Below are 22,875 nucleotides of genomic sequence, written 5' to 3' on the forward strand. Positions count from 1 at the left end.
GATTACGTTTGATATCCAAGGAAGCCGGGACTTCACCCAATTTGTTTATTTGGGAGTTCGGGAAGTTCTTCAGTCTTGTTTAGCATCTGTACGTTTACCCCATAGTTTCAGCAGTGGACCATCAGATCCGTACACCGGATCGTTATCGGGTACAGGAACCTGCTGAATCTCACGCAGAGCTTGGAGACGTTCGCTTGGATCACCGGTGCGCGTATTATAATTCATGCCAGCGGGATAAGCGCCTGCGATACGGAAATCGAGGCTTGCCTGTAGCCGTTTATGCCCTGTTCCAGCAGGAAGTACGACAACATCACCCGCTTGTAAAGTAACAACGTGGCCATCTTCACCGCCAAGAATGACCTGAACGGAGCCGCTAATGACGGCCAAGGCTTCATGCGCATTACTGTGATAGTGGTGATAATCAAACACGCCATTAATCCAGCTATTGCCCCAGTGATGAACGTTCATCGTCTGTTCTGCCAAGGATGGATTGTCTACCCACACCCCTTGGTATATAAGTACAGGGAGTGTAGGATGGTTAGGGATTACCCCATCATCATGTAGAAATAACGTCTGTACCTGTGAATCGGTCTGCTCCATATATATCACGTCCTTCTGCTATTCATTCTAGGTTACTATACGATTCAATCGTGATAATCAATCTATATCGACTGAGATCGCCTGAGCAAAATCGTAACAAAAAAAGCCAGGGAAGGGGTAGTACGAACACACCTTCCTCGGCTTTTTTGCACCTCTGTCCCAGGACTGACCTGATGCTAGTTATTGTTGGACAGGGGGAGTTATGCTATATCTGTTACCCATCTAGTGAAGACCATGGAATGACTCCTTAAGTCTGATAAACTAGATTGCAGGAATCAGATGTATTAGTGATGTTTTTTCACATCAGCAATTTTGTCCTGAACAGCACCTTTGGCTTTATCCTTTTTACCTTCAGCCTGAAGGGATCTGTTATTCGTTGCATTACCGATCTGATCCTTCACTTCGCCTTTAGCTTTGTTAACGCCTGCTTTGATTTTATCGCCAGTTGAATTACTCATATCGAACATCTCCTTCGTTATCTGGTGTAGTCCTTATTAACCGGGTTGTTGGAATTCTAAACGATGGCTTATTCATAAGAGTCAAACTACATACTAAATTCAAGCTAAATAAAGATGTTCATATCCGGAATAAGGGCGGCTTCCTCGCCGCATAATAATGGGAGTGACCAATTTCGTTGCATAAAAAACGAGGTTTTGGGAATCTTTTCCTTTAAAAAACAAATGAATTGTTCCTTCGTTGCGTACATATCGCACATATGGCCATATGTGATCTCGTCTACATACCACATGTGGTAGAAATGCGGATCTTGGACTGGAGGAAAGGTTCGCTTGACGAGGCCGTAAACCTTGACAAAATAATCGATTTTGTTACAATGTTCACAATATCTTCACAAGTGTAAAAAATTTCTTTTTCATGTTGATGTGTAAGAGGTGTAATATAGGGGTATAGAGTTCGGTTTCGGCCTGCTTGTCGTTTTGTGCGTCAACACATGTTGCACGCAATAGATCCTAGATACAATACATCATGTGAGAGCGGCTTACGGGATTCGCTCATTCTATTGTGTGAAATTTGGTACATTTAGTTGTATTGATGTATTTGTGGTTCGGCTCTGCTTGACAGGCATCATGAAAAGTTGCGGACTTCTATCCCAAAGTAAAGGAGGACTTTCTCTTATGTCACAATCGCCTACTCAACAAGAGGTGCCGGTTACAGAAGGTGCCGACGTTTCCCAACGCCAGTCCTTGGATGTACTGGATCAACTGATGAAGCCTGAGGTACAGGAGTCTTTGACCGTTCTGGTGGAGAACCTGCCTAAATTGGCTGAAATGGTTACTGCAATGACGAAAGCTTATGACTTTGCACAAAGCGTAGCTACAGACAAAGTTCTGATTAGCGACACAATGAGTGCAATGGGTGAATTCGCTAAGCCTGTTGTAGACAAAGCTAAAGGTGTAGCTTCCGCTGCAATCGAAGCAAATGATCGTGCGCAAACAGAGCAAACTTCGGTTGGCTTGTTCGCTATGCTCAAAATGCTTAAAGATCCAAACGTACAACAAACGCTTCGTTTTGCTCAATCATTCTTGAGTGTCCTGAACGAGCGTCAACAACAGCAACGTTAAGATTAGTAGAACGGAGGATGGATATGTCGAAGCAAATTTTGATCTTGGGCGGAGGTTACGGCGGTCTGTTGACTGCGCTGACTGCGCGTCAATACTTGACCCCGGAAGAAGCGACTATTACAGTCGTGAACCGTTACCCTACGCACCAAATTATTACGGAACTGCACCGTCTTGCAGCGGGAAGCATTGCTGAAAAGGCTGTTGCACTTCCACTGGAAAAATTGCTGCGTGGCAAAAATGTTAACTTGAAAATCGATACGGTGGATACAATCAAGCCGGACGAGAAAAAAGTTCTGATGACTAGCGGCTCCACATACTCTTACGATGCACTTGTCGTTGCTCTGGGTAGCGAAACAGCTTACTTCGGAATTCCGGGATTGCAAGAGTACAGCTTCACGCTGAAATCTGTTAGTGATGCAAACCGTATTCGTGCACACGTTGAAGCACGTCTGGATGCATACAAACAATCCGGCAACAAAGCAGACGCTACGTTTGTTATTGGTGGCGGCGGCTTGACTGGTATCGAGCTTGTCGGCGAATTCGTTGACCTTCTTCCTGGCGTATGTAAGGAAAAAGGCATCGACTTCAACGATATCTCCCTGTACACAGTTGAAGCAGGTCCTTCTATCCTGGCTGGTTTCCCGCCAGAGCTGGTTGATCGTGCGAAATCCAGTCTCGAAAAACGTGGCGTTAACTTCATCGTTGGCGTAGCGATTACAGAGATGAAAGAAAACGAAGTTCTGTTGAAAGACGGCAGCTCCATCCCTACGAACACACTCGTATGGACTGGTGGCGTTCAAGGTAACGCGGTTGTTGCTAACAGCGGAATTGAAGTGGATCGTGGCCGTGCTAAGGTTACGGAAGTTCTGCAATCCACATCCCACAAAGATGTGTTCGTTGCTGGTGACAGCGCAGTGGTCTTCCCTAGCGAAGGCGCTCGTCCATACCCTCCAACAGCACAACTCGCTTGGCAAATGGGTGAGACTATTGGTCACAACTTGGGCGTAATGTTCAAAGGTGGCGCAATGGAATCCTTCTCACCAATCTTCTCAGGTACACTGGGAAGCCTTGGACGTAAAGATGCTGTCGGCATGATCGGTGGCAACCAAACTCGTCTTAAAGGTCTGCCTGCAACAATGATGAAAGAAGCAAGTAACATCCGTTACCTGTCTCACATTCATGGTTTGTTTGCACTGGCTTACTAATCAACATATCTTTAAAATGCAAAAGGACGCTCCTACGGGAGCGTCCTTTTTGACATATTTGTTCGTGATGCTTAATTTAAGGAAGAACCTTCATTTTGATATAGTGAACTTTGGGATACGCTGTGGTATCGGCAATCTGTTCAGGAACAATGCCAATGCTAATAGATGCATCTGAATAGGCTGAAGCGAAAATAATATATTCTTTCTCAGACAGGGTCTGTTCAAATACTTTAACGAGCCCTTTGTGGGCAACGGATTTCTTTTGAGGTAAAGGACGGTATATCGTCTTTTTCGAAATGACCCCTCCATTTGAATACAAGAACGTGTAATAAGCATTCCCTCGATCTACATCGCTAAGAACGGTAGTAACCATGTAGGGGGGAATACCGTCCGCATTGTCCACAATCTTATATCTACCCAAATCCTCCTGATGCGTAAGCTCCCCATAGGTGTACTCTTCAAATAAAAGCTCAACGGCTTGATTAACACTGCTGAACTCAATGATAGAGTGGTTATCCGTCGTATTACTTAAAATCTGATTGACTGAATCCTGCGAAGAAATGTATGCCGTATCATCTGGTTTGAAAGAACATCCCTGTTGCAGTATCAACACTAGAGTAAAGATGATAAGCATAATTAAATTTCGATCACTTCTTTTTACCATAATTATGTACCCTTCTGTTTGAAGAATGTAGAAATTCAGACACTTAGAAAAAAATGACATCTAAATACTAATTTTACATGAAATATATGCTAAGCAAAAGTGATTTTGAATCTTTTGTATCTTTTTATTATCTGGAGATGTGTGGAGAATATTAATATCCGAAGTGTGGCTTGTGTCTAGTGAGCTTCCAATCGAATAACTGATAACGTGTAACTTGGAATGACGTAGAAATGATAAGGGTACGTATGCAGCAGGTTAAATTTTTCGACTTTCGTTTAAATTAGAGATATATCGTATGACTGATAAATTACTAAAGGAGCGTGTGACATTATGAACGTATTAGTGATTGGAGCAAATGGACAGATTGGTAAGCTGTTGGTGGAACAACTGGTGCAGGAAGGCAAGCATCAAGTCACGGCGATGATCCGCAAGCCAGAGCAGGCAGATGCGCTGAAGGAGATCGGTGCAAATGTCGTAATGGGCGACCTAGAGGGAAGTGTTGATGATCTGGCTCAGGCGATGAAGGATCAGAACGCGATTGTGTTTACAGCGGGATCAGGTGGCTCCACGGGATCGGACAAAACACTGCTGATTGACCTTGATGGTGCGGTAAAAACGATGGAGGCTGCTGAGCAACAAGGAATCTCCAGATACATTCTGGTTAGTGCATATGGCGCGGATCAGCGTGATAAATGGCCTGATGAGATCAGACCGTATTACGTGGCGAAGCACTATGCGGATCGTGCGTTGTTTGCAAGTGAGCTGAATTATACCATTATCCGCCCCGGCGGCCTGAAGAACGAATCAGGTACAGGTCAAGTTGCCGTTGGCACAGATCTCAAACCGGGAAGCATTGCGCGTGAAGATGTAGCTCGTGTCATTGCTGCTTCCTTGCAGGAGGAAAAGACATACCGCAGAGCCTTTGATCTGATTGTGGGGAATGACTCCGTTCAGGATGCGTTAAGTACGTTATAAAGCGATACGGAAGGTTGTTCTGTTATCGGAGTGCTAAGTGAAAATAAATATAGTTCAATCAGTTCAACTATATTTTTTTACACGGGAACGGAGAGGACAGAAATAACATGAAGAAGCGGAGCGCTCGCCTTTATCACCGGATTTTCCCATGGAAGAAGGGAATCAAAAAAATCTGGGGATAACAGCGATCGGAAGGTTATTCTGTCATCGGAGTAGTAAGTGTAACTATTCTTTAGTTGAACGTGGATATGTTGTATTATACGGGAAAAGGAATGTGGGAAGTGAGGGGGAGCTCTGCATGAATGAAGCTGTATTGGTGATTGAGGATGAACCTAAAATATCGCGCCTGCTTGAACTGGAACTGCAATATGAGGGGTACCAGGTAGGTAAGGCGGGCAGTGGAACAGAGGGACTCGAAATGGTTGCGGACAGGCAGTGGGATCTAATCCTGTTGGATATTATGTTGCCTGGATTGAGTGGGATTGAAGTATTGCGCCGTATTCGCGCGAAGGATGCGAGAATACCAATCCTCATGCTTACCGCTAAAGATTCGGTGGAGGACAAAGTGTCTGGGCTTGATCTCGGAGCCAATGACTACATTACCAAACCATTTCGAATTGAAGAGCTGCTTGCTCGTGTGCGGGCAGCACTGCGATTAAGTGCGGCAGCATCAACTGTCTCATCTACCTCTGAATCGACATCACCGGACATGAATCATGTTTCTTCTGCGAGCTCCCCTGATCTTACTTCAGGCTGGCTTACTGCGGCTGGACTGAAACTACATGAAGGTACACGGGAGGTATCCCGGGATGGTACACAGATTGAACTTACGCCACGTGAGTTCGACCTGCTTGTATACCTGCTTCAGAATCAACGTCAAGTACTCAGTCGGGAGCAGATTGTACAGGCTGTCTGGGGATATGACTATTATGGAGATACCAATGTGGTAGATGTATATATCCGATATGTGCGCAAGAAAGTAGATAACGGCTTCATGCCGCCACTAATACATACCGTTCGGGGCGTCGGGTACGTCCTGAAGGAACAGTTATGAGCTTGAAAAGTAAGATTTACGGATACTCTTCCGTACTGTTTGCTGTGCTGTTAGTTGCTGTTAATTTGTCCGTATATATTGTATTTGAGCGAATGTCGATGAATAACGAGATGAAGCGGATTGAAGGAGAAGCGGAGTCTATTGTAAAAGGAGTGCGTCAGTCTGCCGGATCGATTCCGCCGGACGACTTGTTGCGTGCCTACGCGCCGCTGGACGGCATGCTGCGGATTGTAAATGAGGACGGCACCAGCTCCGCACCGGTAACGACAGAGTCAGGAGAGCAGCTAAGCAAGCTCTCCTATACGTATGAAAGTGAGAAAAGATCCGAGTACCTCCAAATCGGAAAGATCGGATATGTCTGGGTATCACTACCTGTCATTTGGCCGGATGGTGAAGTGGTGAATGTGCAAGTTACCGAGAGCATCGCCGAGACGGAGCGCGGTTTATCTGTGCTTCGAACTGTTCTAGTTGCAGTGACAATCATTGCGTTGATTCCCGCCATCATCTCCAGCCGGATTCTAGCTAACCGGATGACTAGGCCAATCCAACAAATGACACGTACGATGGGGGACATCCAGTCTAGTGGTCAGTTTAAACGTCTTCCACTGGATGCCAAATCCAAGGATGAATTGAACACGATGGGACAGACATTTAATCGCATGATGGATCTGCTGGAATCGAACTTCGAGCGGCAAGAACGCTTCGTTTCCGATGCCTCTCATGAATTGAAAACACCGCTGACCATTATTGAGAGCTACGCGAGTTTGCTCCAGCGGCGAGGGAAGGAACGTCCTGAGGTATTTGACGAAGCGGTTGAAGCCATTCTGTCCGAGTCGATCCGTATGCGGGAGATGACGGAGCAGCTGTTATTGCTAGCAAAGCAGCCAGAGCAGTGGAATGTGCAACTAGAGCGAGTGGATATTAACCGACTCGTGCAGGATTCCACGAGAGCATTCCGTGAAGCCTACCATCGTGAGGTGATCTGTCACGATGCAGGACGTATATGGGCTATCAGCGATGAGAGTAAGCTGAAGCAGCTCTTGTTTATTTTGCTGGATAACGCCCGAAAGTATAGTGAGGAACAGATTGAAGTTCATGTTAAGACACATCATCAGGAAAGCTGGATACAGATTGTGGATACAGGGATCGGCATGAGTGAAGCGGATCTAGCCAAAGTATTTGATCGATTCTACCGCGTTGATCCAGCGAGAACGCGTGGTAGCGGAGAGAGCGGATCGGGTCTCGGCTTGTCTTTGGCCAAGGATATTGCCGGAGCGGTTGGTGCACGTATTGAGTTGACCAGCACAGAGGGTGTTGGGACAACGGCTACAATTATTTTGCCATCTTCTGTACAGCGCGGCTCACTCTCATGAAATTCTCATTCTTCTCTTATATACTGATGACAGGATAACGTCTCGGATAAATAGAGCGTATTGAAGGAGGGAAGAGCATGGAGGAATATCGGAAGGAGCCTGAAATGAAGCGAGAGGAACATCGTCTTTTGAATAAATCGAGGTTCCAGCGTCCGGTATGGTGGAGCCTGGCGGCACTGGTGCTGTTGTTGATATTAGCAGTTAGTTGGTGGAAGCCGTGGCAATCTGGGCGTACAATGTTGACGGCAGAGGCTGCCGAGCAGTCGGTGCTGACTCAATATCCTGGGGGAGAGATTGTGAACTCTACGTTGAAGGATGGGACGTATCTCATGCAGCTTCGAACCGAAACAGGGTTATATGACGTTCAACTTGATGCGGTAACCTCTACGGTGAATTCCATTAAACGACTGGAGTCTAACCCACAAGCCGAAGAGAAAACCTTGTGGAGCCGCGAGCAAATAAAGACTGAATTACAGAAACAAACGGATGGTAAATTGGACTCACTTGAACTGGTTGAACAACAGGGTAGCCCGGTATATAACGCTATATTGATTATGAAGGACAACAGCCGTGAGCAATGGACGGTTGATCCCTATAACGGGCAGAAGCAGTCTTCAAAAGTATTGGATGCTCCTGCGGTAAACGAGCCTGCCCAAGAAAACAAACCACAGTTCTTGAGCGAGAAGCAGGCTGAGCAGAAGGCGCTTGCCAGGGTGCCAGGGGAAGTGGATGATATTGAACTTCGTGGCACGAATAGCGGTAATCCGTATTATCTGGTTGAAATTGACCTGGTAGATGGCAGGGAAGCGATCGTACAGGTGAATGCAATCTCTGGCGCAATCCGTTCCGTAACATGGGACGAGGATGAAGATTAACGGGTTCTCCTCATTTTCTCATCAAATTCTAATGTGTCTCTCGCTGAACTCTCATTCGCACAGGTTATTCTATAACTGTAGACGAGAACGAGAACAACACAACCGAGGAGATGAATGATGATGAACAAAACTAAACTATGGATTGGAAGCTTATCAGCAGCCGTATTATTGGGAGGGTCAGCGGTAGCCGCGAGTGGAAGTGTGAACGGGCAATCCGTACAGACGACACCAACATCTACTTCACAATCGGCAACCCAGAACCAGAGCAATACTGGAAAATTACTGACGGTCACACAAGCCAAAGCAGCGGCTCTAAAAGCAGCCGATGGCAATGGTAAAGTGGACGATGTGGATCTGGAACGTCGCAATGGACAGATCATCTATGAAGTAGAGATCGACAGACGAGGAAGCAATGACGTTGTCGTTCGTTTAGATGCTTACACGGGTAAAGTCCTTGCGGTGGTAAATGACGACGACGATGATGACGATGATTATAAGGGTGCTGTAACCAACAATTCTCCCAGCACATCTGCATCGAATCAGGTTAAATTAACGGTAGCTCAGGCTTCCGACATCGCATTAAAACAAGTGACAGGTAGCAAAGTTACTAAAGTCGAGCTGGATCATGACGATGGTCGTTATGTCTATGAAATCGAGTTGAGAACTGCACAAGGTGAAGCCGATGTGGATATCGATGCAAACACAGGTAAAGTGCTGTCATTCGACCAAGACTTTGATGATGAAGATTAAGAGCTTTGAATCATTTTGATTCTTGGTTTAAATTAAAAGTTGTGCAACAGAAGATACACTTGCAGAGGGCGCTTCGTATGAAGCGTCTTTTTGCTGTGTAGCGGCAGTAGCGTATGTCCACTCGCATTGTGTAGCATGTTGTGCAATAAGATATTGGGTTCACCGTGAACGACTACCTGTCTATACATTATAGTATCGAGTATGTAGTGCAAATGCACATCGGTCTGATCATTTTTGTAATTTAATGTGCATTCGTACATGTTCCGCAGAATTGTTCACTATTCAGTAATGAAAAATATGGATACAATTGGAAACAGGAGGTGGGTGCTGAACCAATATACATGGAGTAAGCTGCGACACACTGAATTGAGGAATTGCACAGGAAGAGGAGGCATCTTAATCTCTTTTGTAAGCGCTTCACTAAAATCATTGGAGGTGTAGCTGTATGCATATTGCTCATCATCAACATATTGATCAAATGAATAAGAAAGGTCGTCGTTTTTCACGCTATTTATGTTATCTTCTCGCTCTAATTCTAGCCTTTCAGGCGCTAGGGGCACTCCTTGTTCCGGGATCTTCTGCTTCAGCAGCTCCAGTCAACATAACAAATGGGATTCAGTTCAAGGATACCAATGGTAACGTGATCCATGCTCATGGCGGCGGGATGATCCAAGCAGATGGCTTCTATTATTGGTTTGGAGAAAACCGCAATCCCAATGGAACATTTAAGGCCGTGTCCGTCTATCGCTCATCGGATCTGAAAAACTGGGAATATCGCAACGATGTGCTAACAAGTCAATCGGCAACAGAGCTGAACATATCCAACATTGAACGTCCCAAAGTGATTTACAATAGTGCGACAGGAAAATACGTGCTCTGGATGCACAAAGAAAATGGGATCGATTACGGCGAAGCCAAGGTAGCGGTAGCCACCTCAAGCACAGTGGATGGGGACTACACTTATGTAGGAAGCTATCGTCCACTTGGTTATGATTCCAGAGACATGACCGTATATAACGATAATGGAACGGCGTATCTCATCTCAGCTACTCGTGTGAATGCAGATCTGAATATATACAAGCTCACCCCAGATTTCCTCGGTGTGGAATCATTAGTGACTACATTATGGCCTGGGCAATATCGGGAGGCACCAGCCATTTTCAAGAAAGATGGCGTGTATTTCCTCATTACGTCTGGAGCAACCGGCTGGAATCCGAATCAGGCCAAATATGCAACAGCTACAAGCATTACCGGTACATGGAGCGGGCTGAGTAACTTTGGAGATAATACCACCTATGGATCTCAATCGACGTATGTACTTCCGGTGGAAGGTTCGCAAGGAACGTCGTATCTTTATATGGGTGATCGTTGGGCTGGTGCGTGGAGTGGTCCTGTCCAGGATTCCAAATATGTCTGGTTGCCGCTATCCTTCCCAAGTGCAACGAGTCTAGCGATGAATTGGGCAGGCAGTATTACGGTTGATACAGCTACAGGAACGATTACGGGGAATAATGCTCCCGACGTATGGGACGCGAATGCTTCCTACCAGTTCGTCAGTCGGAAGAGCAATAAATTGCTGAATGTCATCGGTGGATCGTCTGATAATGGTGCAGATCTGGAGCAGCGTGCAGATCAAGGTAGCACAAGTCAGCAGTGGCAGATCACGGATGCAGGAGGTGGGTATGTCAAAATCATCAATCGTGCCAGTGGCAAACTCATTGGTGTTGAGAATGGTTCCACAGCCGATGGTGCTGTCATTGAGCAATGGAATGACGGAGGCTGGGCGAGTCAGCAGTGGCAGCTCGTCAGTGTCGGTGGAGGATATTACAAATTGAAAAACCGTAGCACAGGCAAATTGCTCGACATCTCAGGACAATCCCTTGCCGATGGTGCAGCCGCAATCCAGTGGACAGATAATGGCGGCACGAATCAACACTTCCAAATTATTAAGGTTCAATAATCATCTAAACTAGTCACCAACGCAACAAGAAGATGAATAACCGAAGAAAAACACACGATTAAATCATCAAATGACCAAATCACCAAATGAAAAATGACCAATGCCAGCTCCTTATCCATTCATGTACAGGATACGGAGGCTGGCATACAAGCATAACTATGTTATTAACGCACGATCACTTCCGCTATGGAGAGGTAGAATGACCGCGATTATATTAGATGGCACCGCACCTCTGCGATGACCATTCACTTGCGCTCTCTGCGAATCCAGAACTGGAATACATCACTTCTCAAGTAATCGAAGGAATACAATACTTCTCGATTCTGCTGATCATAATGCAATTGCTTCATGAGAAGCACAGGAGTCTCTTCCATATGATTCTGCAACCGTCCTACATATTTGTCTTTCTTCGGGGGAACCACCAGCTCCGTGTCTGCTCTAGCGATATGAATCTTGCGCGTATCCTCTAGAAACTTGAATAATGACCCCGAGAAGTCCGTACGTTCAAAAGCATCTCCTACCAATTCCTTAGGCATAATATTAATGGAGTAGGTTACAGCCTCCCCATCTGCATATCGGACTCGCTCAACCTTGATTACTGTGGAGCCTTCTTCGATATTTAGCGCCTCAGCCCATTCTTGCGTGCATGTTACCTCTCCGATCATTTCCTTCGTATCCGTTTCGGTTAAACCTGCCAGCTTAATCATCGTACCAATGCTCTGTAAGAACTCTAGCCGGCTAGGAATGCCCGGGAGTGGTTTAATGACAAAGGTACCTACACCATGCCTCACCAGCAGCTTACCCTCTTGCTCTAATAGCTTGATTGCTGCACGAAGGGTCTCTCTGCTAACGCTGAAATGTTTAGCCAGTTCATACTCGGAAGGCAATTTTTCTCCCACATGCCATACCTTGTTCTCGATCATCATTTCCAGTTCATGCTTGATGTGCTGGTAACCACTCAATGAATCAAACCTCATCTCCTATAGTTTTAACCGCTTCACTTAACAAGTTCCACTGTTCCTTCGGTCACGTCTACACGAACGATTCGATGCTCCGTGGATAGCCCTTCCGTGTAAAATAGCTGTGCATCCGAATGCTCGTGAATCAGTGGCTCCATCGCTGCATGAGGAAGCTGATAAGTCCCTTGATCATCTGCGCTGATAACGACAGCGTGTGGTGTCCATGCCCGAAGGTTATCTTCGGAGAGGTGGCTCGCGTCACCATGATGCGGGGCTTGCAGGGTGTGAACCGCTCCGATCTCATCGGCATAAGGCTCCCAATAATCAAGTCCTACATCCGAGGTAAGCAGTGCTACGGAGTTGCCTTTGTTTTTAATGAGTACCGCTAATGATGCATGATTGAGCATTCGGTCAATGGTGGTTAATCGCTCTTTCTGCTGATCCAGTTGATCCAAATTTAGTCGATCTAATTCCTCGGTGAGCTGTGTCCATTTGTGCTGGCTAGGCGTAAGGATTCGGAACTCCATATCCTGTTCAACAATCGTATGACGTTTCTTGATTTCCGTTTTTTTGATGCCCAGTTCATCTATGCGATTCAAAATGGCAGCATACAGCGTGAACGAGCCTAGAATTGGTGTGGAATAATCGTTTAATGCACTTTGTTGAACGTGCCCAGGCAGAGGTAGATGCAGAATGACCTCCTCGATAGGGACATGACCCAGAATAGGGAGTACACCGCCAACATGATCTCTGTGAAAATGCGTTAGAACGAGCACGTCAATCTTCTTAATCTCATATTCTCGAAGATACTGCTCTAGACTACAACGACGCGGATTGGTCATCGGGTTCACGTCTCCACCGTCTACTACGAGGCAGTAGGTGCAGTGTTCCTCCATCCGCCGAATAACCGTTGCTTCACCGAAGCCAACATTAAGGAAATCAATGAACCATTTCATGCTGTTCCTCCCATCGAACGTTTGATATAGAACACAGAGAACACCAGTACCAGCATCACCATGATCACCGATGCAGCCGCGCCATATCCAATCTGGAGATTGTACACGCCCTGCTTGTAGATATATTGAGTAATGGTCGTTGTTGAATTGGCTGGTCCACCACCGGTCAGAATGTTGACTTTATCGAATAACCGGAACGTATCTATGGTACGAAGCAAAATGACCATAAATAAGGTCGGCATAATGTTCGGCAGTGTAATGTGGAAAAAGATGCGCAGCTTGCCTGCCCCGTCTACTTTGGCTGCCTCGAATTGTGATCGAGGAACGGATTGTAGTCCTGCATATAACAATAGGAAGGCAAACGGTGTCCATTGCCAAATATCAATGAACAAGATGGCATTGAAGGCAATGTTGATGTCCATCAGGAAGTTAAATGGCCCCACACCGAACCAGTGAAGCAGATGGTTGACGATACCGTTGTGATTGCTGAGCATCATTTGCCAGATCAGAGCCACCGTAACCGGCGGTAATAAAGATGGAATAAGCATCGTGATCCGCAATACTTTCTGTCCGCGTCTCATGCTCTCGATGAGCACGGCAATGCCAAGCCCCAGAGCCGTTTCGATGGAAACGGCCAGGAACATGAATTTGAGCGTATTCCAGACGGCTTGACGGAACTGCTCGTCCTGAATGATTTTGACATAATTGCTGAATCCAATGAACTGCTTCGCATCACTTGCCAAATAATAATAGTCCGTGAAGCTGTTGGTCACGGTATAGATAAATGGGAATACGGTCACGCAGATTAACAGCAACGTTACAGGTGCCAGCATCGCCCATTGAAAGACTCGTTTACTTGCCAAGTTCATTGCACTCCTTTCCGATGAATGAACCTTATTGCATAATGTCATCCATTGCCTTATTGGCGTCTGTCAGAGCCTGCTCCACTGTCTTCGTTCCAGCAATAGCTGCGGACAATTCAGCACCGAGTGCTTCTTCAACTTGAGACCATTTGGCTGTTCTTGGTCTTGCTACCGAGTTCTGCAATGCTTCTAACATGACAGGGAAGTGTTTATATTTTGCAGCAAGCTCTGCGTCCTGATAGACACTTTTGCGAGTAGGTACGCCGCCGTGCTCAACCATCAGCTTCTGTGTGTCACTGCTGGTGATGAACGTCAGGAACTCAGCAGCAAGCTCTGGGCTTTGTGAATTAGCAGCTACTCCCATCATCCAGTTGCCAATCATACCTGTGGAGACGGATGCAGCATCAGATGAAGCTTTGGACGGAATTGCCGTGTAATCTGCACTAGCTGTCTCGCCTTTAATGAACCAAGACGGCCATCCGAGTGCCATTGCGGCACGGCCTTCCGATACGGAGCCGACAATATCAGTATTTTCATAGTTTTCGCCAACAGCAAGCAGTCCAACATAGGTGTCTAAAGCTTTGCGGCCTGCCTCAGAGTTAATCTGTGCTTTCCAATTATCATCGAAGATCTGTCCGCCGTATGCCCAGAACAGAGGCAAGAAGTCAGAAACGATAGGGTTACCCTGTTGACCACGAATCACGTAGCCTGCAGAACCATCCTCTGCTTTGATTGCTTTTGCGGTCTCAAGCACATCTGTCCAGTTCGTTGGAACTTCATGGTTATGACGTTCAAGTAGCTCTTTGTTATAGAAGAACAACTGCACATTACCTGAGAAAGGCAAGGCATATAGATCTCCTGTCGCATATGGAGACTTACCGAGAGCAAGAGAGGACTCTTCAAAGTCAGAATCTTCTTGGATTCCAAGGTCGGATAGCTTAGCGAAAATTCCTGCTTCACTGAATTGAGGCATCCATGGATCGTCGGCCATAATCAGGTCATATGCACCTTTGCTGTTCTTCGCATCAAGAGAGATTTTCTGCTTCAAATCTGCCGCTTCCAGCCCAATAATATCTACCTTCACATTATGTTCCTTCTCAAAAGACTCCTTTACGGCATTCATCGCATCCACATGAGAGCCACCTCTGGCGGCAATGACTAGCTTGTCTGTCCCCTGACTAGAACCTTGTCCCGAAGCCTGCCCCTGAGACTGACATCCAGTGAACAGTACCGCGGTTGTTAACAGCAAGCTCAGCATATACGACATCTTTTTTCTCATTTTCTCTCATCTCCTATTCTTTAACTGCACCGGCGGTTAAGCCGCTAATTAGATGTTTCTGTAGAAAGATCGCTGTGAGTAGTACAGGCAGCACGGATACGAGACCGCCACCCGCAACCTTACCCCACTCCGTTAACTCTTGCTCACTGTTCAGGGTGGCGAGTTTGAGTGGAATAGTGAAGCTGTCAGGGCTCTGAATGAAAATTACGCTGTACAGGTATTCGTTCCATGAAGCCATGAAGGATAAGATGGTTACGGCAGCTATGCCCGGTACGACCAGCGGCAGCATCACTTTGGTAAAAATCATGAACTCGGATGCACCATCCATACGGGCACTTTCCTCAATCTCACCCGGTACACCGTAGAAGAATGCCATCATGAACCAGATGACGAGCGGCAAATTCACCAGGACATGTGCGATAATAATCGGAATCTTGGTGTTCAGCAATCCAGCATCATTCATCATGATGTATAACGGGAGTGCAAATGTAATTGGTGGTAGGACACGAACGAGCAAAATCCAGATCATCAGCGAGCTTTTGAATATTCGGTAATGGCTTCGGAACGTTCTGCGCCCAAGCACATACGCCGAGGACAATCCGAACACAAGGACAATCAACAACGAGCTGACGGTGATGATAAAGCTATTGATTAACGGACCCATGTACTGGTCTTGCACAAAAATGTTAACGATATGTTCCAAGGTGAATGATCTTGGAAATATGGATACTTTTGTGAACAAATCAGAAGATTCTTGCGTAGTAATGACGAGCATCCAATAGATTGGAAACAGCGTCCATAGGAGTAGAGTGATGAAAGTTCCATATTTTAGACCTGCGCTTAATCTGTTCAATCTGTTCTCCTTCCCCCTTATATGTCTAGACGTCTATACGACTACTATAAATTTGATTTATTTGCTGAATATCATCGAAATATTAAGCAGTGTTAATTTACGGTGGATTTCTTGCGCATCTGTGCCATAATCCAAACTGTGGTAAACTAGTAGAATTGTAGAAACGAATGTAAAAGTGAACGTTCAAAAAGGACGGTTTTCAGTACCGCCCTCTAAAAGACGATACCAATCAAGATGGGAGCGAGTAACAAGATGAGAGAAGAACAAGTGCTATCCATTGAAGGCTTACGAATGAGATATGATGGACGATATGTATTGAACGGGATTGACCTTGAAGTGAAGCGTGGCGAGATGATTGGATACATAGGTCCGAATGGTGCGGGCAAAAGCACAACCGTTAAGATACTGCTTGGGCTGGTCGAGGGGTATTTGGGCACGGTGCGTATTTTTGGCAAAGATATCGAAGATAGTGGTGTGGAGTATAAACGTAGAATAGGGTATGTCCCAGAAGTTGCCGAGTTATATGAACAGCTTACTCCAGCAGAATATCTAACCTTTACAGGAGAACTGTATGGGTTGTCCTATGAAGACGCAGATTACAAAGCGAAGCAGCTAATGGAATGTTTCGGTCTAGCCCAGTCGTACAATGCTCGTATTGCCTCATTCTCCAAAGGAATGCGTCAGAAGGTGCTGCTTATTTCGGCATTATTGCATGATCCGGATCTATTATTCCTTGATGAACCACTTAGCGGACTTGATGCAAATAGTGTGATGGTGGTGAAGGAGATTTTGTCTCAGTTATCGGCAAAAGGGACAACCATCTTCTATTCATCACACATTATGGATGTCGTTGAGAAAATCAGTAGCCGCATTGTGCTCATTGCGGAAGGCCGCGTGATGGCAGATGGCACATTCCAGCAATTGCAGCAGCAGTCGATGGAGGGGTCACTGGAGGAAGTGTTCAATCAACTGACTGGCTTCAATGAGCATAAGGCGATTGCAGAGCGGTTCGTCTCGATCGTGCAGGAGGTGTACTGATATGGCGGAATCCTCCGATTTCCGCTCGCTCAAGGTTCTGGATCGTTTCCGGCATGTGATCGCGCGAACCGGAGCGGATTACGATGTGTTGCGACTTATTTTGCGAGTGAAGTTCCAGATGGATCAGCGCCGTGTACCTACAGTTTTGTCGTCTAGTTATGGGAACAAGAAACAAAAGGAGGGGAATCTATACCTTCGTTCGTTATGGTTATATGCCTTAATGGGATTGATTATGGTGCCCTTTATTGTCTGGGATACGGGACATTACATGCTTCAGATGAGTATTGTTACGGCGATGTTGATGTTCATGATTATGACATCTATGGTCTCTGATTTCTCTTCCGTGCTACTGGATATCCGGGATCGGAATATCATCATGACTAAGCCAGTCAAAGCTCGTACCATCGGCATGGCTCGCGCCATTCACGCCGGAATCTACCTTTTTCTATTAACAGGTTCGCTTTCTATTCTTCCACTGGTGGCAACGCTCATTCGTTATGGGATTGGATTCTTCTTATTGTTTGCCGTGGCGCTTATTCTGATCAATATGCTGATTCTGGTGACCACCTCACTGGTCTATCTGTTCATGATGAAGTTCCTGGATGGGGAGAAGCTGAAGGATATGATCAACATGGTGCAGATTCTATTATCTGTCGGCATTGCCGTTGGGTATCAACTGGTCATTCGTTCATTTAGCATCGTTGACTTCAACATGGTATTTACTCCGGAATGGTGGCAGCTATTCCTTCCTCCAGTATGGTATGCGGCTCTGTTCGAGTGGATCTTTGGCGGGGGTGGAAATGCATGGCTGTATGTCTTCTCGGCGCTAGCCATTGTCGTTCCAATCATCAGTCTGATGATCTACGTGAAGCTTATGCCGTCCTTTGAATTATATCTGGAGAAAATGGCTCACGCCGGTCAGACCTCAGGTCGCAGACGTGGAGGGTGGGATCGGATCATGGCTAGAATATTCTGTAGGACGCGGGAGGAGCAAGCGTGCTTCCGATTGTCTGCCAACATGATGCGTAACGAGCGTGAGTTCAAGCTTAAAGTGTATCCTAGCATTGGCTTGTCTCTCGTATTGCCATATATATTTTGGTTTACGTTTATGCAGGACTCCTCATGGGCTGAATTAAGGGAGAGTGCACTCTTTTATACCTTATATATTATGTTGTTTGTCGTAGTAACTGTGGTGATGATGCTGAAATTTTCAGGACATTACAAGGCGTTCTGGACGTTCCGCGCGGCTCCACTTGCTAATGACCATGTACTTTACAGTGGGACGTTAAAAGCCTTTTTGTGTAATATGTTTATGCCTGTCTTTATGATCAATGCGGTTGTGTTCCTCTGGGCGTTCGGTTTGCGAATTGTACCGGACATTGTGATCATCCTGTTGATAGGTACAGCGCTCATTCCGTTAACCAGCAAACTGTTATTACGTAAGCCTCCGTTCTCGGAATCATTCAGTATGGCACAGCAAAGTGATGGGTGGCTTGTGTTGTTGGCTTTACCGGTACTCGGTTTGTTAGCGGGGTTACATTTCTACGTTCAATCCTTACCCGCAGGAATCTGGATATATATTGCGTTACTCGTTATAGCGAATACGATGCTCTGGACGATGTTATATCCGGTGAAGGGCGATCGTAAAGTGACAGCTCATTGAGATGACATTCGTAAAGAAAGAGAAGCCAAGGATGGATTGTTCGAATCCGATTGGCTTCTTTTGTTAGTATAAAATTTATTACTTGTCAGGGCACTCGCCCCAGAGTACGTGAGTCAGTATTTATGAGCTCAACGTTGGGGAGCTTTCCTAGGATATACCGCTTTTGCTAGAGGAAGCTACACACAATAGTCGAATGGACGCCGTGAACTGAACCTGACAACGTTGATCACCTTCAATATAAAATAAAGCGCTGTGTGCTGGTGCTTCACTTAGATCATGAACGGGGAGTCTTGCCACTTAGTCTGGCTTCAGCCAGTTGATCTGCTGCATTAACAGTGGATATACCACTTGTTGCTGCGGCGCGGTAGGCCGCGGAGAGCGTATCCGCAATACCCGCCACCTTCTGGCGGATTGTATCCGGCTGCGCGCCTTCCAGCTCGTAAGCAGTGCTGATGATGCCTCCGGCATTCAGCACATAGTCAGGCGCGTACAGAATGCCGCGCGCCTGCATCCGGCCAATAACCAGTTGCCGCTGGCTAAGCTGGTTATTGGCCGCCCCGGCAACGATGGAGCAGCGCAGCTCCTCCACCGTTGCCGGGGTTAACACGCCCCCTAGGGCACAGGGGGCGAACACTTTGCAGTCAGCAGCGTGAATATGGGCCGGATCGGCCGAGGTGGCGCCGCTGAACTGCACAAGGGCACGTTGTACACGTTCCGGTACAACGTCTGCCACAATGAGCCGTGCCCCGGCTGCATGCAGGTGACGGCACAGGGCATACCCGACCTTGCCCAGTCCCTGGACAGCAATGGGAATGCCCTGCAATGTGGCGATGCCCTGATGGCGGAGCGAGGTCACGATGCCGGTGTACACACCGTAAGCGGTCATCTCGGCGGTGAAGTCATCCTGTGCGCCCAGTGATCCGGTCATATCGGTCACATAGGCAGTCTCCAATCGGATCTGATCCATGTCAGTGGACGTAGTGCCTAGATCAAGACCGGTAATATAGCGACCGTTAAGTCGTTCAAGAAAACGTCCAAGAGCTCGAAAGATATGGGCTCGCCCTGTGTTAGTGTTGGGAATGATGAGTTGATGGGAACTAGAATCGGAATCCACGACGTTCTTAATGGGGAACGAAGAACTGGCTTGGGATTGAGACTGTGCAGGGGAACTGCCCACCTTCCACTCCGTAGGGATATTCCAGACCACCGCTTTTCCGCCGCCATAGGGCAGACCGGATACGGCTGATTTATAAGTCATTCCTTTGGCAAGTTGGATGGCGTCGCGAATGGCATCTTCTTCTGAAGCATATGTCCAGCAGCGACATCCGCCGAGTGCTGGCCCGAGTGCCGTACTATGAATCGCGACCACTGCTTTCAGCCCACTACCTGGGTCGTGACAAAATAGGAGTTCTTCCATCCCTTCCTGCTCCATCTCCTGCCATAGCTGCATGGATGCTCCCCCCTTTGATTTATCGTTGATGGATATCGATTATTCGCATAATGTGTCCCATTGTATTCGGCGATTACTGATGTTTCAGCATATTCAACGATAGAGCCTTTCGCCCCTAGGTCTGTTGCCGGGTTGATAATCGCAGTAAACAATTCTATAATGGCAGTTCTGGCACTGTACAGATTGAAAGTAGACCGTTTAAAATGACCCCATAAAGTCCAATGATGAAGATAAGAGATAATAATACTTGGCTAGCATGAGATTAAATGTTGGATCAGGAACTTAGGCTGGCAGCAACAGGTCTGATCATTAGGACGTGTCTAAAAACTCACTGAAGTGCATCTTTCACCGCCTTTTCGCTCCCTGCTGCGTCAGTTTCCCTTGACGTGCCCCGGCACGCCTGCGGAAAACTTCCTGACTTGGAACGAAAATTCGGCAAAGTCTGTGTCCTTCGAAGCTTTCGAACACGCCCTAGGAAAGAGGGATGCAAATTGTTCAAAATACTCGTTTTTATTTTTCTGATTCAAATTGTCTACGTATCGGCATACACGCTGCGTATGATACTGACGCTTAAGGGTCAGAAATACATCGCCGCACTGATCAGTACGGGAGAGATTGTGATCTATGTACTCGGATTGAATCTAGTGCTCAATTATCTGGATCAGACGATTGCACTCATTGTTTATGCGGTGGGATATGGGCTTGGTGTGTTACTAGGTGCTTGGATTGAGGAGAAGATTGCGCTTGGCTATGTTACCGTGAAGGTGATCTGTAATCAAATGGGCGGAGATGTAGCGAATGCGCTGAGAGACAAGGGATATGGTGTTACCGCTTGGGTAGGTAGTGGTCGTGATGGGGACAGGCTAGTTATGGAGATTTTGGCGAAACGCAAAAACCAAAAACTGCTCTACCAGACGATTCTCGGGTTAGACCCCAAAGCCTTCGTCATTACGGTCGAGCCGAAACAATTCCATGGCGGCTTCTGGACACGTTCTATCAAAAGGTGAATTAAAAAATGTAAAATGGAGCAGGTCTGCAGCAGATGCAGTCCTGCTTTTTAGTTTCATTCATTTTGCATTCCCCATCACGGTAAGTCGATGTTACTCGTGTGGAATAATCAGGTTAACTAAGTACGATTCAAGGTTGCTTCTGGTACAGTTGGCACTACATCAAGCTGTATAACCTGAATGTGATGTAGAGATTATTGTTGTAATCGCTTTCAAAATATACAGTGAGGACATGTCCTTCATGACACGACGTGGCAGCAGGGCACGAGCCTTATCACATATAAAATGGGAGGAATGAATGGGATGAAAACAAAATTAAGAAGCTGGTGCAGTGCAGCCTTGGCTGTAACGTTGGGGCTCACACTAATATCGGGTCCTGCAAGTGTGCAGGCAGCAGGGGATGCAGACTACAATCTCACAGGATTCTCCCAAGGTAACACGGGAGGTGGCATCATCAGTGAGTTGAACACGTCCACGTATAAGAAGGTATACAATGCAACTGACCTTGCACTGGCGTTGAAGAAGAACTCCGGCGTCAAAGTCGTGGAGATCATGAATGATTTGAATCTAGGGTGGAACGAAATTCCGAGTGCAGCGCAGAAGTCACCTTTTGCCAAACACAATGATGCGTTGACGCATCCTGTATTGAAACAGACCGGCGTAAGTAAGCTTACGATTGACGGTTTTAACGGGCTCACTATTTTCTCCGCCAACGGCTCCAAAATCAAACATGCTGCGATCAGCGTGAAACGAAGCTCCAACGTCATTATCCGTAATCTTGAATTCGATGAGCTCTGGGAGTGGGATGAGTCCACCAAAGGTGACTATGACAAGAACGACTGGGATTACATCACCCTGGAGGAGAGTAGCGGTGTATGGATTGATCACTGTACATTTAACAAAGCCTATGACGGACTCGTTGATTCGAAAAAAGGAACCAGCGGTGTGACCATCTCCTGGTCTACCTTCAAGGGCGATGACGGCAGTGCAAACAGCTGGGTTACACAGCAGATTAATGAGCTGGAAGCCAATAAAGCTTCCTATCCGATGTACAATTACCTGCGCAGTAGTGCAGTGGGTCTCAGTAAAGCGGATATTATCGCCATTTCTGGACCACAGAAAAAGGGGCATCTTGTTGGTTCAACGAGCCTTGAATCGGCGAACGCTAATCTGTCCATGACGCTGCATCATAATCTGTACAAGGATATTCAGGATCGGATGCCGCGTCTGCGCGGAGGCAATGCACATGCCTATAACATTGTGATGGATGCTACAGCAGCGCGGGCTGCCAAAGCCAAAATTACGTCTGCGATGGCAACTGCCATTGCTTCCAAAGGGTATAAATTTGATATCATCAGCAATGGTGCCATCTCGACTGAAAGCGGAGCGGTTCTCGTTGAGAAATCGGTCATCAAGGATGTGCAGTTCCCCGTTCGCAACAATCAGACCAATCCAGCAGATGCAACATATACGGGCAAAATCCGTGTAACGGATACGATATATGCGCTGGATGGAGGCTTGTTCCGTGGCGACAGTGATACTTCTGGCAGTCCACTCGCGCCAATTCCAGCCGTGGTGAAGATTTTCTCTTGGAACGGCTTCGCGACTCTTCCATACAGTTATCAGGTGGATGATCCCTCCACGCTGAATGCACGCCTCACGGGCTCCAACGGCGCTGGTGCAGGCAAGCTCACCTGGTCCAAGGATAATTGGCTGAAGACTACCTATTAAGCTTCAGGCATTTGGCGAGCAGCAAACAAGCTACCCGTAG

Annotated in this window: 21 protein-coding genes; 12 read left to right on the forward strand and 9 right to left on the reverse strand. The window is 46.7% G+C overall.

The window, feature by feature from the left end:
* Positions 1-69: 69 nt before the first annotated feature.
* Together MH215_RS14805 and MH215_RS14810 are read right to left on the reverse strand one after the other, a co-directional pair.
* Entirely contained in the window at positions 70-600 is a 531-nt protein-coding gene (locus MH215_RS14805) for a cupin domain-containing protein (protein WP_239291139.1), read from the reverse strand.
* Between the two features lie 284 nt (positions 601-884).
* Positions 885-1,058 (reverse strand): CsbD family protein, encoded by a 174-nt coding sequence (locus tag MH215_RS14810; protein ID WP_082560610.1) that lies wholly within the window; start codon positions 1,056-1,058, stop codon positions 885-887.
* A 675-nt stretch (positions 1,059-1,733) separates the two neighbouring features.
* Here MH215_RS14810 and MH215_RS14815 point away from each other — a divergent pair.
* Positions 1,734-2,180 (forward strand): DUF1641 domain-containing protein, encoded by a 447-nt coding sequence (locus tag MH215_RS14815; RefSeq protein ID WP_056703434.1) that lies wholly within the window; start codon positions 1,734-1,736, stop codon positions 2,178-2,180.
* Positions 2,181-2,203: 23 nt separating this feature from the next.
* Positions 2,204-3,385, forward strand: coding sequence for an NAD(P)/FAD-dependent oxidoreductase (locus tag MH215_RS14820; RefSeq protein ID WP_056703437.1), 1,182 nt, complete (start codon positions 2,204-2,206; stop codon positions 3,383-3,385).
* Between the two features lie 76 nt (positions 3,386-3,461).
* On the opposite strand, the gene MH215_RS14825 is transcribed toward MH215_RS14820, so the two are convergent.
* The gene (locus tag MH215_RS14825; protein ID WP_239291140.1) at positions 3,462-4,049 is read right to left on the reverse strand and encodes a hypothetical protein; all 588 of its coding nucleotides are present in this window, start codon (positions 4,047-4,049) and stop codon (positions 3,462-3,464) included.
* A gap of 330 nt (positions 4,050-4,379) precedes the next feature.
* On the opposite strand from MH215_RS14825, the gene MH215_RS14830 reads away from it, so the two are divergent.
* The 6 genes from MH215_RS14830 (at position 4,380) to MH215_RS14855 (ending at position 11,036) form a co-directional block, all read left to right on the forward strand.
* Positions 4,380-5,024, forward strand: coding sequence for an SDR family oxidoreductase (locus MH215_RS14830; protein WP_239291141.1), 645 nt, complete (start codon positions 4,380-4,382; stop codon positions 5,022-5,024).
* A 298-nt stretch (positions 5,025-5,322) separates the two neighbouring features.
* On the forward strand, positions 5,323-6,078 hold the full coding sequence (locus MH215_RS14835) for a response regulator transcription factor (RefSeq protein ID WP_239291142.1): 756 nt from the start codon (positions 5,323-5,325) through the stop codon (positions 6,076-6,078).
* Positions 6,075-7,451 carry a sensor histidine kinase gene (locus MH215_RS14840; protein WP_239291144.1) on the forward strand — a complete coding sequence of 459 codons (1,377 nt, stop codon included), beginning with the start codon at positions 6,075-6,077 and terminating at the stop codon, positions 7,449-7,451. Before MH215_RS14835 ends, MH215_RS14840 begins: the two co-directional genes overlap by 4 nt.
* Positions 7,452-7,528: 77 nt before the next feature.
* Positions 7,529-8,326 (forward strand): PepSY domain-containing protein, encoded by a 798-nt coding sequence (locus MH215_RS14845; RefSeq protein ID WP_239291146.1) that lies wholly within the window; start codon positions 7,529-7,531, stop codon positions 8,324-8,326.
* Between the two features lie 114 nt (positions 8,327-8,440).
* Positions 8,441-9,076, forward strand: coding sequence for a PepSY domain-containing protein (locus MH215_RS14850; protein ID WP_239291148.1), 636 nt, complete (start codon positions 8,441-8,443; stop codon positions 9,074-9,076).
* A 445-nt stretch (positions 9,077-9,521) separates the two neighbouring features.
* Complete coding sequence (locus MH215_RS14855) at positions 9,522-11,036, forward strand: RICIN domain-containing protein (RefSeq protein WP_239291150.1); 1,515 nt, start codon at positions 9,522-9,524, stop codon at positions 11,034-11,036.
* Positions 11,037-11,281: 245 nt separating this feature from the next.
* Here the strand turns inward: MH215_RS14855 and MH215_RS14860 are convergent, their stop codons facing one another.
* Genes MH215_RS14860 through MH215_RS14880 form a run of 5 tightly spaced genes read right to left on the reverse strand, consistent with a single transcriptional unit; the run spans position 11,282 to position 15,946 of the window.
* Positions 11,282-11,998, reverse strand: coding sequence for a GntR family transcriptional regulator (locus tag MH215_RS14860; RefSeq protein WP_239291152.1), 717 nt, complete (start codon positions 11,996-11,998; stop codon positions 11,282-11,284).
* Between the two features lie 35 nt (positions 11,999-12,033).
* On the reverse strand, positions 12,034-12,951 hold the full coding sequence (locus tag MH215_RS14865; protein ID WP_239291154.1) for a ComEC/Rec2 family competence protein: 918 nt from the start codon (positions 12,949-12,951) through the stop codon (positions 12,034-12,036).
* Positions 12,948-13,814 (reverse strand): carbohydrate ABC transporter permease, encoded by an 867-nt coding sequence (locus tag MH215_RS14870; RefSeq protein ID WP_145044748.1) that lies wholly within the window; start codon positions 13,812-13,814, stop codon positions 12,948-12,950. Before MH215_RS14870 ends, MH215_RS14865 begins: the two co-directional genes overlap by 4 nt.
* A 31-nt stretch (positions 13,815-13,845) precedes the next feature.
* On the reverse strand, positions 13,846-15,093 hold the full coding sequence (locus MH215_RS14875; RefSeq protein WP_239291155.1) for an extracellular solute-binding protein: 1,248 nt from the start codon (positions 15,091-15,093) through the stop codon (positions 13,846-13,848).
* A 13-nt stretch (positions 15,094-15,106) separates the two neighbouring features.
* Positions 15,107-15,946 (reverse strand): carbohydrate ABC transporter permease, encoded by an 840-nt coding sequence (locus tag MH215_RS14880; protein WP_239291156.1) that lies wholly within the window; start codon positions 15,944-15,946, stop codon positions 15,107-15,109.
* Positions 15,947-16,198: 252 nt separating this feature from the next.
* Here MH215_RS14880 and MH215_RS14885 point away from each other — a divergent pair, with 252 nt between their 5' ends.
* Both MH215_RS14885 and MH215_RS14890 read left to right on the forward strand, forming a co-directional pair.
* Positions 16,199-16,984, forward strand: a complete 786-nt coding sequence (locus MH215_RS14885; protein ID WP_239291157.1) for an ABC transporter ATP-binding protein — start codon at positions 16,199-16,201, stop codon at positions 16,982-16,984.
* Position 16,985: 1 nt separating this feature from the next.
* On the forward strand, positions 16,986-18,647 hold the full coding sequence (locus MH215_RS14890) for a hypothetical protein (RefSeq protein WP_239291158.1): 1,662 nt from the start codon (positions 16,986-16,988) through the stop codon (positions 18,645-18,647).
* A gap of 274 nt (positions 18,648-18,921) precedes the next feature.
* Here MH215_RS14890 and MH215_RS29095 read toward each other — a convergent pair whose 3' ends face one another.
* Positions 18,922-20,097 carry a Leu/Phe/Val dehydrogenase gene (locus MH215_RS29095; protein WP_275446155.1) on the reverse strand — a complete coding sequence of 392 codons (1,176 nt, stop codon included), beginning with the start codon at positions 20,095-20,097 and terminating at the stop codon, positions 18,922-18,924.
* A gap of 491 nt (positions 20,098-20,588) precedes the next feature.
* Between MH215_RS29095 and MH215_RS14905 the strand changes: the two genes are divergently transcribed.
* Positions 20,589-21,104, forward strand: a complete 516-nt coding sequence (locus MH215_RS14905; RefSeq protein ID WP_056703478.1) for a DUF2179 domain-containing protein — start codon at positions 20,589-20,591, stop codon at positions 21,102-21,104.
* 303 nt (positions 21,105-21,407) lie between these two features.
* The gene (locus MH215_RS14910) at positions 21,408-22,835 is read left to right on the forward strand and encodes a pectate lyase family protein (RefSeq protein WP_239291159.1); all 1,428 of its coding nucleotides are present in this window, start codon (positions 21,408-21,410) and stop codon (positions 22,833-22,835) included.
* Positions 22,836-22,875: the final 40 nt, after the last annotated feature.

Source organism: Paenibacillus sp. ACRSA, from assembly GCF_022346845.1.
Lineage (GTDB): Bacteria > Bacillota > Bacilli > Paenibacillales > Paenibacillaceae > Paenibacillus.

Bases quoted from the DNA above. Each gene is read 5' to 3' on its own strand.
- MH215_RS14805 (WP_239291139.1), bottom strand. From the start codon at position 600: ATGGAGCAGACCGATTCACAGGTACAGACGTTATTTCTACATGATGAT.
- MH215_RS14810 (WP_082560610.1), bottom strand. From the start codon at position 1,058: ATGAGTAATTCAACTGGCGATAAAATCAAAGCAGGCGTTAACAAAGCT.
- MH215_RS14815 (WP_056703434.1), top strand. From the start codon at position 1,734: ATGTCACAATCGCCTACTCAACAAGAGGTGCCGGTTACAGAAGGTGCC.
- MH215_RS14820 (WP_056703437.1), top strand. From the start codon at position 2,204: ATGTCGAAGCAAATTTTGATCTTGGGCGGAGGTTACGGCGGTCTGTTG.
- MH215_RS14825 (WP_239291140.1), bottom strand. From the start codon at position 4,049: ATGGTAAAAAGAAGTGATCGAAATTTAATTATGCTTATCATCTTTACT.
- MH215_RS14830 (WP_239291141.1), top strand. From the start codon at position 4,380: ATGAACGTATTAGTGATTGGAGCAAATGGACAGATTGGTAAGCTGTTG.
- MH215_RS14835 (WP_239291142.1), top strand. From the start codon at position 5,323: ATGAATGAAGCTGTATTGGTGATTGAGGATGAACCTAAAATATCGCGC.
- MH215_RS14840 (WP_239291144.1), top strand. From the start codon at position 6,075: ATGAGCTTGAAAAGTAAGATTTACGGATACTCTTCCGTACTGTTTGCT.
- MH215_RS14845 (WP_239291146.1), top strand. From the start codon at position 7,529: ATGGAGGAATATCGGAAGGAGCCTGAAATGAAGCGAGAGGAACATCGT.
- MH215_RS14850 (WP_239291148.1), top strand. From the start codon at position 8,441: ATGATGATGAACAAAACTAAACTATGGATTGGAAGCTTATCAGCAGCC.
- MH215_RS14855 (WP_239291150.1), top strand. From the start codon at position 9,522: ATGCATATTGCTCATCATCAACATATTGATCAAATGAATAAGAAAGGT.
- MH215_RS14865 (WP_239291154.1), bottom strand. From the start codon at position 12,951: ATGAAATGGTTCATTGATTTCCTTAATGTTGGCTTCGGTGAAGCAACG.
- MH215_RS14875 (WP_239291155.1), bottom strand. From the start codon at position 15,093: ATGAGAAAAAAGATGTCGTATATGCTGAGCTTGCTGTTAACAACCGCG.
- MH215_RS14885 (WP_239291157.1), top strand. From the start codon at position 16,199: ATGAGAGAAGAACAAGTGCTATCCATTGAAGGCTTACGAATGAGATAT.
- MH215_RS14890 (WP_239291158.1), top strand. From the start codon at position 16,986: ATGGCGGAATCCTCCGATTTCCGCTCGCTCAAGGTTCTGGATCGTTTC.
- MH215_RS29095 (WP_275446155.1), bottom strand. From the start codon at position 20,097: ATGCAGCTATGGCAGGAGATGGAGCAGGAAGGGATGGAAGAACTCCTA.
- MH215_RS14910 (WP_239291159.1), top strand. From the start codon at position 21,408: ATGAAAACAAAATTAAGAAGCTGGTGCAGTGCAGCCTTGGCTGTAACG.